Below are 13,970 nucleotides of genomic sequence, written 5' to 3' on the forward strand. Positions count from 1 at the left end.
ATTTACTCTAGATTATATATCAATTTAGAAGGAATAGTATATGTACTTGTTGAGTTTTGGAATTACATTGATATAATAAAGGGTAGTATGTATATTATAAGGAGAAAAAAATGAACAACGATTATTCAAATTATGAAGACTTAGGCTTAAGGGATGCCCAATTAATAATGAAAAGCATTTTAAAAGACATAGCAATTATTTGTGATAAACATAATATTAGATATTTTCTAGATGCAGGAACACTTATAGGTGCAGTAAGGCATAAAGGATTTATTCCTTGGGATGATGATATTGACATAGGAATGCTTAGGGAAGATTATGAAAAGTTTTTAAGTGTAGTTAAGACCGAATTACCAACACATTTATTTTTACAAACTCATGAAAATGATTTTGATTATGATATTTATCAAGTGCCTTGTAAAATTAGATATAATAATACTTTATATATAGAAGAAAAAATTGTGGAAAATGAGAAGATGCATAATGGATTATTTGTAGATGTTTTGCCTTATGATAGCTTGCCTAAGAAAATGTGGGTGTATAATCTACAAAGAAAAATCAGCAATTTTGTTTTAAAAAGTTTTGTAAGGTGCAGGGAAAAACCAGAGGAATTAACTTTAAAAAATAAGCTTACACATTCTATTTATAAAGTTGTAGTTTTAATTTTACCAACAAAAAGAAGACAAAAATTATTTGATTTTTTAATTAGATGGAATGATAAAAATTCTGAACATATGGGATATGGATTAGACACTGTTTGGAGTCAATACATATATAAAAAAGAGGATTTTTTTGAGTTAATAAAAGTTGAATTTGAAGGAGATTATTTTAATGCTCCTAAAAATTATGATGCTATTTTAACTCAGTTATATGGAGATTACATGACACTTCCTAAAGAAGAAGATAGAGTATGGCATGCTAAGACAATTAAGAAGTTGAAAACTTCTATATAATATGAAATTTTAATTAAGAAAAATGACTAAATATTGCATATAGGTGTTAATATTAGTATAATTCAAGTAGTATTGCAAAATTTTAAATAGTTTAATATATAAACTGTTGAAATTTTGTAAACAAATTGTAGGATAAAACCTATAGACAAATAAAAGGAGCGAATAGTTTTGATAAAGGTATCTATAATTACTCCTGTTTATAATGTAGAAGAATGCATTGAAAGAAGTATAAAGTCTGTTATAAATCAAACCAATAAAGACTTCGAACTTTTACTTGTAGATGATGGTTCTAAAGATAGAAGTATTGATATAGCAAAAGACCTGCTTGAAAAAACAGATGTAAATTATAAAATTATAACTCAAAATAATTCAGGAGTTAGTGTAGCAAGAAACAAAGGAATTGAAGAAGTTGCTGGTGAGTATATAACATTTTTAGATTCAGATGATTATATTGATTCTAGATTTATTGAGCTTATGTATGAAAAAGCTGAAGGAACACAAGCTGAGATCGTTTTTTGTGATTATAGTGAAGTTGATGCAGATGGAGAAGTTTTAGTGAAAAATAGAACGAAATGTTTAAGTGAATTCATTAGTGGAAAAAAAGCAGCATTAAAACAATTAAGTGATGATATAACTATAGGAATGAGAAGTGCTATATATAAAACTTCAATTGTTAAGGAGAATAATCTCTTTTTTGATAGTGAAAGAAAATATGGAGAAGATATGATCTTTATTGTAAAAGCATTATTGTATGCTAATAAAGTAGTAAGTGTAAATGAAATTTTAGCATATTATGTTATCTGGGGAAACTCAGTTACCCAAAATGTATCATTAAAGCATCTTGATTGTTATTACTCATATGTTGATTTATTAGAGTATATAAGAAAATATGGAAACTTAAATGAAATAGAAAAGTTTTTACTTGAATTTAAGATTCCGTATTCAATATCACATATTTTTTCTGTACTTGGAAGAGATTTAAATTTTCATAAGGATCTTTTTGAATTTTTAAATAGAAATGATGTGAGAGAATATTTAAAGAACTACAAAATGCAAAAAATTGATAAAAATAATGTTAGATATTTTATTCAATGTAAAGGGATGATTTACTTCCCTAAGGCATTAATTGGAATCTTTAATAAGATAAGGTGATAATCAAAATTTAACATTTATTGATTAATAAGGATTCTTAGATTGGAGGGAATTATAGTGAAAAGCTGGAAAACATTGATAATTATGATAATTGATATGTTTATGGTAAATTTGGCTTATCTTTTTTCTATAAATATAACAGATAGTGGGAAATTTACACTAATTGCAAAGATATATACTGATGATTGTATAGTTGTAAGTTTAATTTATTTAATATGTTTTTACTTATTTAAAATGTACGAAAGCCTTTGGCATCTAACTGGCACAGATGAATTTTTATTAGGTGTTGGAGGAAATATTTTAGCTGGTATAGTATCTATTGGCTATACTAGGTTTTTTGGCTCAGTTATACCATTAAACGTTTCGGTAGTAGGAATATTATTGAGTATTTTCTTTGTACTAGGCTATAGGATACTTTATAGAGTATATAGAAGAACACTTTTATATATACCATTTAAATATTCATCAGATCAAAGAAGAGTAATGATAGTTGGAGCAGGGTCAGCTGGTACCATGATTATTAATGAAATGATGGCAAGAAGGGAATTAAAGTATAATCCTATAGTGCTTATAGATGATGATAAAAATAAGCTTGGGAAAAGGATATCTGGCGTTAAAATAGAAGGGAATAGACATGATATTCCTTATATTGTTAGAGATCAAGAAATTGATTTGATTTTAATTGCTATTCCGTCTCTTGATGCTAAAAATAAATCAGAAATAATTGAGATATGTAAAAATACTAATTGTAGATTGCAAATAATACCTGGGATGTATGAAATTCTAAGTGGTGATGCAACTGTTAGTAGAATTAAAGATGTTGATTTAGAAGATTTACTTGGAAGAGATCCTATTCAATTAGACAGTAAGGGGATTTCTGATTATATAGAAGGAAAAACTATATTAGTTACTGGCGGAGGCGGATCTATTGGGTCAGAGCTTTGTAGACAAATAGCTATATATAATCCTAAAAGACTTATAATATTTGATATTTATGAGAATAATGTATATGACATTCAAAATGAAATTAAGGAAGATTTCCCAGATATGAACCTTACTGTATTAATTGGTTCTGTTAGAGATAGGAAAAGGTTACATGAAATATTTACAAAATATAAAGTGAATGTTGTATTCCATGCAGCTGCTCATAAACATGTACCGTTAATGGAAGATAGTCCTAAAGAAGCTGTAAAAAATAATGTATTTGGAACATTAAATTTAGCTTTGGAAGCAAGTGAAGCTAATATAGAAAGATTTGTTATGATTTCAACAGATAAAGCTGTTAATCCAACTAACATTATGGGAGCAACAAAGAGATTATGTGAAATGATTATTCAAGCTATGGATAAGCAATCAAAAACCGAATTTGTTGCAGTTAGATTTGGTAACGTGCTTGGAAGTAATGGTTCTGTAATACCTTTATTTAAAAAACAAATTGCAAGTGGCGGACCTGTAACTGTAACTCATAAAAAAATAATTAGGTATTTTATGTTGATTCCAGAAGCAGCTCAATTAGTACTTCAAGCAGGCGCCTTTGCTAAAGGTGGAGAAATATTTGTCTTGGATATGGGTAAACCAGTTAAAATTTATGATTTAGCATGTGATTTAATTAAACTTTCAGGTCTTGAGCCAAATAAAGACATTAAAATTGTATTTACAGGGCTTAGGCCTGGAGAAAAGTTATATGAAGAACTTCTTATGAGTGAAGAAGGTTTAGAAGATACAGTTCATAAAAAAATATATGTAGGTAAACCAACCTTTGAAGATATGGATACGTTAAAAGAAAAACTTGAGCAGTTAGAAAATTTATTAGGATTAGATGATATAGCAGAAATTAAACATCAAATGCAAAAAATTGTGCCAACATATCATTATAAGAATAAAGATGAAGTAGCTGCAGATAATGCAGATAAGGAGTAGTTATGACTAGAGAAGACAGAAGTAGAATTATTGTTTTAGCAATTATATTTGCTATTGCAGGAGTTTTAGGAGTAGCAAATGGAAGTTACTTAATAACAGCAATGTATATAACGACAGTGATAATAGCAGTTTTTATAATAAAGGATAAGGATATTTACAATATTCTTTATGCTATTCTATTAGTTTCTGCATTTTATGATTATGCCTTGTATGTTCCAAGAATAGAAAGTATATATATGTTTCATATAGTTCTAGGTGTATTTACACTTATATCATTATATAAGGTATTTAAAGAAAGAAATTTATTATTAAGTTTAGACAGAAAAATTTTAGTTATATATGGGATTTGGTTTGTTTATGCGTGTTTAAGTATAGCATGGACATTAAATAGAAGTTTATCAATTAAGTATATAGCTATATATTTAATGATGTTTGCATTTATTGTTAATATCATGATCTACAATATAAATAAAGAAAGAATTCAAAAGACAATTAATTTATTATTGTTTTTAGTTTCACTTATTATAGTAGTTGCTTTCATAGAAACTACTATAGGAAAACAATTGCCAATAAGACATTATGCTGATAAATTTATAGAATTTTTACCAGTAGATCAACAAAATTTAATAAATGCAAGACCGATGGCATTTTCGTTTAATCCAAACAACTTATCTGCAACGCTTGCACTGTTATGTCCATTGTTTTTCTATACAATCAATAAAACAAAAAATATAATTGTAAAAATATTTTGCATGTTAATTTCGATTATAGCATTTGCACTTGTTGCAATAACAACATCAAGAACTGGATTTGTAGCAATTAGTTCTGGAGTTGTTGTCTATGCGATATACTCAATTTTCAATATTAAGAAAATTGGATTAAAGTCAATAGTGTGTCCAATAATATTATTGATTTCACTTTTTGTAACATTTAATTATAGTTATATGCTTATGAATGTTAAGTCAACAGGTTCAAATCAAATGAAAAATGGTCTTGTTGACAAAATGAATGCCTTAGAAGATGAGGAAGTACAAGAAGGCGGAGAAGGTTCACTTAGTGTTAGAATGACAATAATAAAAGATGTATTAATAAAAGGAACCTTGCAAGAAAAAAATTATCTTGGTTATGGAGTAGGGAATGTTACACAGTATATTCAGAATCAAGGGAATACAGGGAATATATTTAGCCCTCATTGCTATGCTATAGAAATCCTTGGAGATTTTGGAGTGCCTGGCGTTATATTGTATGGTGTTTACTATTTATATTTACTTATAGGAAATATAATCATTGGAATAAAGAAGAAAAAGATAATGTGTTTTGTAGCAGCATCAGGACTTATAGCTTTTGCACCAGCAAGCTTTGGACCAAGTTCAATAACTTATGTATTTTCCTACTGGATTCTTATGGGGTTTGCTGTATCATGCATACAAGTTTATAAAAATGAAAATGACAATTATGGAAATACATCATCAATGAAAGAATATAGAATGGTATAATAAGAAATTTAAAGATTAAATTAGGCGAATTAAAGCAATGAAGCTTTAATTCGCCTTTTGAATATTTATCTACATACTATGATAAGTATTTTTCAAGGATTTTTGTAATTATTGAAGATGAATCTCCATTCCCAAAAGCTAAAGCAGGAGTACCTGTTGGGTTAAAGTTTTCTAAGGCATTAGCAATCTTGTTAGAATTACTTCCAACTATAACATTCCAGCCATTTTGTACTGTTTCAATCCATTCAGTTTCATCTCTCATCGTTATACATGGTTTCTTTAAGAAATAAGCTTCTTTTTGAACTCCACCACTATCCGTCACTATTTTTTGAGAATTTTCTTGAAGTGAAATCATGTCTAGATATCCTACAGGATCAATTATTTTGATATTATTTCCAATGTGTAAGTTATATTCTTCAATAAACTTTTTTGTTCTTGGATGTAGTGGAAGTATGATTTTTTTACCGGAATTACTTAAAGCATCTAATATTGAAGTTAATCTTTCAATGCTGTTTGTGTTTTCAGCTCTATGTATTGTTGAAAGTATGTAGCTATTTGGTGCTAAATCAAATTTTTCAGTTATTGTTGATACTTCTTTAGCTCTTTCTTTAAAAAGATTTATAGCATCATACATTACATCACCAACATTATGAACACCTTTTGTTATATTTTCATTTTTTAAATTATTTACTGCTGTTAATGTTGGAGTAAAAAGCAAATCGGATATGTGATCTGTAAGTATTCTGTTTTGTTCTTCTGGCATAGCTTTATTAAAACTTCTAAGTCCAGCTTCTACGTGAGCTACTGGTATTAATAATTTGCTAGCACAAAGACTTCCAGCTAGTGTTGAATTTGTATCTCCATATACTAAAACCATATCTGGTTTTTCTTTTAAGTAGATTTCCTCAAGAGCTATCAGCATGCTTCCTGTTTGATGACCGTGATTTGATGAACCAATACTTAGATTATAATTAGGTTTTGGAATTCCAAGCTCTTCAAAAAATATTTCTGACATATTATTATCATAATGTTGCCCAGTATGTACTAAAATTTCACTATTTCCATTTAACCTAATTTTATTTGATACTGTTGCAGCTTTTATAAATTGGGGTCTAGCTCCAATAACAGTTAGTACCTTCATGTACTGTTCCTCCTTAAATTTTGCATAAAACTAATTAACCAATTAATCAGTATTTAATTAATTAAAATGATTATATTATATAGTATAATCATTTTAGCATATAAGGAGTATAAATGAAATGATATATGTACTTCGTAATATTAAAGACCAGTAAACATTGCATATATTGATGAATATTAGTATAATTCAATAGTAGAAAAAACTATTTTAGGTTAAATGAGTTATAATGTAAAATATTAATAGTTCAAATAATTTAAATTACCAATTCAGGAGGTAAATGATGTCGATACTAGTTACAGGCGGAATGGGATATATAGGAAGTCATACTTCTGTTGAATTACTTAATGCTGGGGAAGATGTTATAATTATAGATAATTTAGTTAATAGTAAAGAAACAGTTAAAGAAAAAATTGAACAAATAACAGGAAAAAATATAAAATTATATAAAATAGATTTAACAGATAAAAATGCCGTAGAAAATGTATTTAAGGAAAATAAAATAGATGCAGTCATGGATTTTGCAGCTCTAAAAGCGGTTGGAGAATCTGTATCAAATCCATTAGAATATTATAATAATAATTTGACAAGTATTTTAATAGTATTGGAACTTATGAAAAAATATTCGGTAAGAAATTTGGTGTTTAGTTCATCAGCAACAGTGTATGGTGATGCCAATATTATGCCTGTTAATGAGGAATATTTACCTCTGTCAGTAACAAATCCTTATGGAAGAACAAAATTAATTGCAGAAGATATATTAAGAGATTTAAGCGCATCAAATGATTGGTGGAATATTGCAATTTTAAGATATTTTAATCCAATAGGTGCACATGAAAGTGGAATTATTGGAGAAGATCCATCTGGAATACCAAGTAATATTATGCCTTATATAACTGAAGTGGCAATTGGAACATTAAAAGAAGTATCTATATTTGGAAGTGATTATGATACTCCAGATGGTACTGGCGTAAGAGATTATATACATGTAGTTGATATTGCAGAAGGACATGTTAAAGCTCTTGAGATGTTAAAGAAAAATCCAGGATTGATTACTTATAATTTAGGCACAGGAACAGGATATAGTGTACTTGAATTAATAGCAACATTTGAAAAAGTAGCAGGTGTTGAGATTCCATATAAAATAGTTGAAAGACGTGTTGGAGATGTTGCAATATGTTATGCAGATTCTTCTAAAGCCAACAAAGAATTAAATTGGAAAGCAAAAAGGAGTCTTGAAGAAATGTGCAAAGACTCTTGGGCATGGCAAGTTAAAAATCCAAATGGATATAAATAATAAATAAATGCCAAATGAGTTCTATCAGTTAGTGATAATTTTATTTGGCTTGAAATCATATTTAAAAATAATTAGGAGGCAACAATGAACGATTGTCTAGTATTTTTAACTAAAGTTTTTCCTTTTGACAAAGGTGAAGAATTTATAGAAGATGAGATTTTAATGCTTTCAAAAAACTTTAAAAAAGTTATAGTGATAGCAACGAGCACTTTAGATGGCGCGATTCAAACACGAACTACACCTGAAAATTTTGAAATATATAGAATTAAAGCATCTGAAGTTAAACGTAAACTTCCTATGAAAGCTATGAGAATATTTCCTTTTTTAAATTATAATGATTATATGACAGATACGGAGCGTTTAGCAATAAAAGGGTCATTGAAAAAAAGAGCTTATTTAACATACTTTGCAGCTAAGTCTAATATTGTATTTGAAGAAGCAAAGAAAATTTTAAATCAATGTAGTATATCAAAATATGATAAGATTATTTTTTATAGTTATTGGTTTTATGATACAGCCTTAGCTGCAATTAAACTTAAAGATTATTGTAAAGTTAATGAGAAATTTGCTGTGAGTCGTGCTCATGGTTATGATATTTATACATATAGAAATTCAATGAATTACCTACCTCTTAGGGAATATCTTCTCAAGAATATTAATAAAGTATATACATGTTCTAAAAACGGAAGCAATTATCTAAAAAATCTTTGCCCTGGATATGAAGATAAAGTTGAAGTGGGATATTTAGGAAGCAGAGACCATGGTGTAAAATCAGTTGAAGAAGAACACATATTTCATATAGTAAGCTGCTGTCATATTAGCCCTGTAAAACGTATGGATTTATTAGCAAAATCATTGGCAACATTGAGGAATTCTGGATTAAAGCTTAAATGGACACATTTTGGTGCAGGAGATGGATTAGGGGAACTTAAAGAGTATTCAAAAGAAAATTTGAAATTTATGGAAGTTGATTTTGCTGGTAGTATTAAAAATACAGAATTAATGGAATATTATCAAAAGGAACCAGTAGACTTATTTATAAATACAAGTAGTTCAGAAGGTTTGCCAGTTAGTATTATGGAAGCTTGCTCATTTGGAATTCCAATTATAGCTACTGATGTAGGTGGAACATCGGAAATAGTAAGAGACAAAGAAACAGGATTATTGTTAGCAGCAGACTTTAAAGTAGAAGAACTTGGAGAAAAGATTAAGTATATGGTTAAGTTATCTAAAGTGGAAAAGGATGATTTTCGTAAAAGGTGTCGTAAATTATGGATAAAAGATTTTTGTGCAGATATTAATTTTGAACGTTTTGCACAAGAAATAAAAGCACTTAAATAATATTAATCCTCACGAATATATTTAGGACTATGATGAGAAAAGGAGAAAATTAAGATGAATATCTTACTTATAAATCACTATGCAGGGTCTGATTATCATGGAATGGAATTTAGACCTTATTATATGGGAAGAGAATGGGTTAAAATGGGGCATAAAGTAACTATACTTGCTGCTGATTTTTCTCATTTAAGAAAGAAAAATCCTGAAATACAAGAAGATTTTCAAGAAGAAGTAATAGATGGAATTACATATATATGGGTTAAAACTCCTGCATACTATGGAAATGGGATTGGAAGAATAAAAAATATTTCTACTTTTATGCTTAAATTAAGAATGAATTATAAAAAGATTGCAGATAAGTACAAACCCAATGCTGTTATAGCCTCTTCTACTTATCCATTGGATATATATCCAGCTTATAGAATTGCAAAAAGGACTGGAGGTAAGGTTTTCTTTGAAATACATGATTTATGGCCTTTAACTCCAATGGAAATAGGAGGATATTCTAAAAATAATCCTGCTATAGTAGCTCTTCAAAGAGCAGAAGATTTTGCATTTAAAAACTGTGATAAGATTATTTCAATTTTACCAAATGCAGATAAACATATGAAAGATAGAGGATTTAAGACGGATAATTATGTGCATGTTCCTAATGGAATAATTGTTGGAGAAAAGAAAAGTGCACCTATAGAAAAAACTATCGAAAAATTACAAGAGTTAAAAGAACAAGGTTATTTCTTAGTAGGATACACAGGAAATCATTCACCAGCGAATGTTTTGAACACAATGATTGATGCAGCTAAGAAGACTATTGATGAAAAGGTTAAGTATGTAATGGTTGGAAATGGAAATGTAAAAGATCAGTTAATTGAATATGCTAAAGCAAATAATGCAGTTAATGTGGAGTTTTTAGATCCAGTTTTAAAAGATAATATGGATAATATATTACAATTATTAGATATATGTTATATTGGTTTAAAAAAACAAAACTTATTTAACTATGGAGTAAGTCCAAATAAATTGTTTGATTATATGATGGCAGGAAGGCCAGTAATATATGCGGTAGAAGCATCAAATGATCCAGTGAAAGATTCAAATTGTGGTATTACTGTTCCAGCAGAAAATCCAGAAGCAGTAGTAGAGGCAGTTATGAAGATCAAGAAGTTAAGTCAAGAAGAAAAGAATAAGATGGGCCAAAATGGGAAAGATTATGTATTATCAAACCATACCTACCATGGATTAGCAGAAAAATTTTTAGATGCATTAAAATAAGTTAGAATCTATGGTCTGGTGTGAGTCACTTACTCAGCGAACGAGTGTGAGTCGAGTTTCCTTAAATATTTATGAAGAAATTTGTTAATGCGAGCAGAAATGATTAAAATGTTATAAAATACTAATATATAATGTCATAAAGTTTGAAATAATTTTATTGGGAGTAGATACATGGATAAATTTAATAAGTTACTCAAAAGAATATTTGATTTAATATGCTCTACTTTAGGACTTATAGTGTTAAGTCCGGTTTTGATTGGAATTGCAATTAAAATAAAAACTGGTTCTGATGGCCCAGTGTTTTTTAAGCAGGTAAGAGTAGGGAAAAGTAATAAGGAATTTGAAATTCTTAAGTTCAGAACTATGGTTGTAAATGCCGAAAAATTGGGGAAACAAATCACTGTAGGAAATGATAATAGAATTACTAAAATAGGCGCAATTTTGAGAAAATATAAATTAGATGAGTTGCCTCAATTAATAAATGTGTTCAAAGGTGATATGAGTTTGGTTGGACCAAGACCAGAAGTGCCAAGATATGTTCAGCTTTATAACGAAGAACAAAGGAAAGTACTAGGGGTTAAACCAGGAATAACAGATTTAGCTTCTATTAGATACAGAGATGAAAATGATTTGCTTGGTGGAGTAGAAAATCCAGAGGAATTTTACATAAATACAATTATGCCAGATAAGCTAGCATTAAATTTACAGTATATAAATAGAAATAATATATTTTTTGATATTTATATAATACTTAAAACTATAATAAAATGTCTTTAGTAAAATATAAATATTAAACTATTAATATGAATAATTTAAAATTCTTAGAATATAAAAATATAAGAATATACACCTAAAAAAAAGTGCGAAGCATAATCAAGAATTTAAAAAGAATAATAAGAAAAGGGTTGAAAACATTATGAAAAAATTGAAGTTTGCCATTATTGGATGTGGAAGAATATCTTATAAACATGTTGAAGCATTAGCTAAAAATAATGAAAAAGCAGAATTAGTTGCAACTTGTGATGTTGTTTTAGAAAGAGCAGAAGCAAAGAAAAAAGAATACATAGAAAAAACTGGAGTAGTAGAAAACTCTGTTCATGTATACACAGATTATAAAGAAATGTTAGAAAAAGAAGATATTGATGTGGTTACAATAGCTACTGAAAGTGGATACCATGCAGAAATCGCAATCTATTCTATGAAAAAAGGATCAAGCGCTTTAGTTGAAAAACCAATGGCTATGTCTATTGAAGATGCTAATGAAATGATTAAGGTAGCTAAAGAAAACAATGTTAAACTTGGAGTTTGTCATCAAAATAGATTTAATAAGCCAATACAAAAATTAAGGGAAGCGGTAGATGAAAATAAATTTGGCAGATTAATTAATGGTACAGCAAGAATACTTTGGAATAGAAATATGGGGTATTATGAACAAGCACCTTGGAGAGGAACTTGGGATTTAGATGGTGGCACGCTTATGAACCAATGTATACATAATATTGATTTATTACAATGGATGATGGGCGGAGAAATTGAAAGAGTATATGCAGAATGTGATACTTATTTAAGAGACATTGAAGCAGAAGATTTTGGAGCAATAATAATAAGATTTAAGAATGGTGCTATTGGAATTATTGAAGGATCAGCTTGTGTGTATCCTACAAATTTAGAGGAAACATTAAGCATTTTTGGAGAAACTGGAGCAGTATCAATTGGAGGTCTTGCAGTCAATGAACTTGAAACTTGGAGATTTGACGGGGAAGATGAAGAAGCTGCTAAGAACCAAGTAAATGTTAAAATTGATAATGTATATGGTGAAGGACATACACCTTTATTTAAGGATGTTATTGATGCTATTAATGAAGACAGAGCTCCTTTAGTGTCTGGAGAAGAAGGAAGCAAGGCAATGTCAATAATACTTGCAGCATATAAATCAAGAAAAACAGGATTACCAGTGCAATTTCCATTAACAGATTTTAAGACATTAGATATGAAAGCAGATTTTAAAGGAAGAAAATAAAATCTATAAAGTGAAAGGATGATATGTCATGAAAGTTAAGAAGGCTATTATACCAGCAGCAGGACTTGGAACAAGATTTTTACCAGCAACTAAAGCACAACCTAAAGAAATGCTTCCAATTGTTGATAAACCAACTATTCAATATATAATAGAAGAAGCAATTGCTTCTGGAATTGAAGAAATTCTTATTATTACAGGTAGAAATAAAAAATGCATAGAAGATCATTTTGATAAATCAATAGAATTAGAATTGGAATTAGAAAGGGCAGGAAAATCAGAACTGCTTGAATTAGTAAGAGATATTTCAGGCATGGTTGATATACACTATATAAGACAAAAAGAGCCTAGAGGGCTAGGTCATGCGATTCATTGTGCAAAAACTTTTGTTGGAAATGAACCCTTTGCAGTTTTATTAGGTGATGATGTGGTTGACAGTGAAACTCCTTGCTTAAAACAATTAATTGATTGTTATTCTGAATATAAAACTACTATTTTAGGTGTTCAAACTGTTTCTAAAGAAAATGTTTCTAAATATGGAATAATAGATGGAATTCATATAGAAGATAGAGTTTATAAGGTTAAGGATTTAGTTGAAAAGCCTTCTATAGAAGAAGCACCTAGCAATGTTGCTATACTTGGAAGATATATTATAACACCAGAAATATTTAATATATTAGAGAATACTAAACCAGGAAAAGGTGGAGAAATCCAATTAACAGATGCATTAAAGACTTTAATAAGTAAAGAAGCTATGTATGCATATAACTTTGAAGGTAAAAGATATGATGTAGGAGATAAACTTGGATTTTTAGAAGCAACTATAGAATTTGCGTTAAAGAAAGAAGAATTAAAGAGTGAATTTATAGAGTATTTAAATACTAAACCTTGGGAAAAATAATAAAAATAGAGCAAAGTGAATCCTAAAAAGAACGAAAATTTTTAGGATTCATTAACTTATAAATTGAAATGATAAGTATAATTAATAATGCTTCGTGTATTTTTCGATTAAGAAGTTGAAAAAGAATATAATTAATGAAATTAGTAATATTATATTTAACACTGAATTACTAAATTTTGAAAATAGCACACAGAGAAATAAGAATATAAAAATGCTTAAAAGTAATTGTATAAATTTCATCATTATTTCATCTCCTTGATAAATTTATTTTCTAATATAGTTTATCCTAAATAAAAAAATAGGATTCATAAAATTAAGAATTAGTATATATGTTGCAATTAAGTTTATACAGTAAAGTTAGTTACATATGATAATATAGTTTTATTATAATATCATTATTGCAACATATATATTTAAATTAATAATTTTATTTTTTTAGCGTATTATAATTGTATTCAATTATTTTAGTTAGTATAGTATAAT

11 protein-coding genes are annotated in these 13,970 nt (G+C 28.3%); 10 read left to right on the forward strand and 1 reads right to left on the reverse strand.

What is annotated here, in order from left to right:
• Positions 1–110: 110 nt before the first annotated feature.
• The 4 genes from CLPUN_RS11900 to CLPUN_RS11915 all read left to right on the forward strand — a co-directional run bounded on the left by CLPUN_RS11900 (position 111) and on the right by CLPUN_RS11915 (position 5,521).
• On the forward strand, positions 111–953 hold the full coding sequence (locus CLPUN_RS11900; protein ID WP_077847496.1) for a LicD family protein: 843 nt from the start codon (positions 111–113) through the stop codon (positions 951–953).
• Between the two features lie 168 nt (positions 954–1,121).
• On the forward strand, positions 1,122–2,105 hold the full coding sequence (locus CLPUN_RS11905; protein ID WP_077847497.1) for a glycosyltransferase family 2 protein: 984 nt from the start codon (positions 1,122–1,124) through the stop codon (positions 2,103–2,105).
• Between the two features lie 57 nt (positions 2,106–2,162).
• Complete coding sequence (locus CLPUN_RS11910; protein WP_077847498.1) at positions 2,163–4,025, forward strand: polysaccharide biosynthesis protein; 1,863 nt, start codon at positions 2,163–2,165, stop codon at positions 4,023–4,025.
• 2 nt (positions 4,026–4,027) lie between these two features.
• Entirely contained in the window at positions 4,028–5,521 is a 1,494-nt protein-coding gene (locus CLPUN_RS11915) for an O-antigen ligase family protein (RefSeq protein ID WP_077847499.1), read from the forward strand.
• Positions 5,522–5,597: 76 nt separating this feature from the next.
• Here CLPUN_RS11915 and wecB read toward each other — a convergent pair whose 3' ends face one another.
• Complete coding sequence (wecB, locus tag CLPUN_RS11920; protein WP_077847500.1) at positions 5,598–6,662, reverse strand: non-hydrolyzing UDP-N-acetylglucosamine 2-epimerase; 1,065 nt, start codon at positions 6,660–6,662, stop codon at positions 5,598–5,600.
• 280 nt (positions 6,663–6,942) lie between these two features.
• On the opposite strand from wecB, the gene galE reads away from it, so the two are divergent.
• From galE to galU, 6 genes are all read left to right on the forward strand, one after another.
• Positions 6,943–7,956: a UDP-glucose 4-epimerase GalE gene (gene galE, locus CLPUN_RS11925; RefSeq protein WP_077847501.1), complete on the forward strand. Its 1,014-nt coding sequence runs from the start codon at positions 6,943–6,945 to the stop codon at positions 7,954–7,956.
• Positions 7,957–8,040: 84 nt separating this feature from the next.
• On the forward strand, positions 8,041–9,297 hold the full coding sequence (locus CLPUN_RS11930; protein WP_077847502.1) for a glycosyltransferase: 1,257 nt from the start codon (positions 8,041–8,043) through the stop codon (positions 9,295–9,297).
• 54 nt (positions 9,298–9,351) lie between these two features.
• Positions 9,352–10,569 (forward strand): glycosyltransferase family 4 protein, encoded by a 1,218-nt coding sequence (locus CLPUN_RS11935; RefSeq protein WP_077847503.1) that lies wholly within the window; start codon positions 9,352–9,354, stop codon positions 10,567–10,569.
• A 171-nt stretch (positions 10,570–10,740) separates the two neighbouring features.
• Complete coding sequence (locus CLPUN_RS11940; RefSeq protein ID WP_077847504.1) at positions 10,741–11,346, forward strand: sugar transferase; 606 nt, start codon at positions 10,741–10,743, stop codon at positions 11,344–11,346.
• A gap of 139 nt (positions 11,347–11,485) precedes the next feature.
• Complete coding sequence (locus CLPUN_RS11945; protein WP_077847505.1) at positions 11,486–12,589, forward strand: Gfo/Idh/MocA family protein; 1,104 nt, start codon at positions 11,486–11,488, stop codon at positions 12,587–12,589.
• Between the two features lie 28 nt (positions 12,590–12,617).
• Complete coding sequence (galU, locus tag CLPUN_RS11950) at positions 12,618–13,487, forward strand: UTP--glucose-1-phosphate uridylyltransferase GalU (protein WP_077847506.1); 870 nt, start codon at positions 12,618–12,620, stop codon at positions 13,485–13,487.
• The last annotated feature ends 483 nt before the right edge of the window (positions 13,488–13,970 follow it).

This window comes from Clostridium puniceum (assembly GCF_002006345.1).
GTDB classification, from domain to species: Bacteria; Bacillota; Clostridia; order Clostridiales; family Clostridiaceae; genus Clostridium; species Clostridium puniceum.

Coding starts and splice junctions, on each gene's coding strand:
- CLPUN_RS11900 (WP_077847496.1), top strand. CDS start 111: ATGAACAACGATTATTCAAATTATGAAGACTTAGGCTTAAGGGATGCC.
- CLPUN_RS11915 (WP_077847499.1), top strand. CDS start 4,028: ATGACTAGAGAAGACAGAAGTAGAATTATTGTTTTAGCAATTATATTT.
- wecB (WP_077847500.1), bottom strand. CDS start 6,662: ATGAAGGTACTAACTGTTATTGGAGCTAGACCCCAATTTATAAAAGCT.
- galE (WP_077847501.1), top strand. CDS start 6,943: ATGTCGATACTAGTTACAGGCGGAATGGGATATATAGGAAGTCATACT.
- CLPUN_RS11930 (WP_077847502.1), top strand. CDS start 8,041: ATGAACGATTGTCTAGTATTTTTAACTAAAGTTTTTCCTTTTGACAAA.
- CLPUN_RS11935 (WP_077847503.1), top strand. CDS start 9,352: ATGAATATCTTACTTATAAATCACTATGCAGGGTCTGATTATCATGGA.
- CLPUN_RS11940 (WP_077847504.1), top strand. CDS start 10,741: ATGGATAAATTTAATAAGTTACTCAAAAGAATATTTGATTTAATATGC.
- CLPUN_RS11945 (WP_077847505.1), top strand. CDS start 11,486: ATGAAAAAATTGAAGTTTGCCATTATTGGATGTGGAAGAATATCTTAT.
- galU (WP_077847506.1), top strand. CDS start 12,618: ATGAAAGTTAAGAAGGCTATTATACCAGCAGCAGGACTTGGAACAAGA.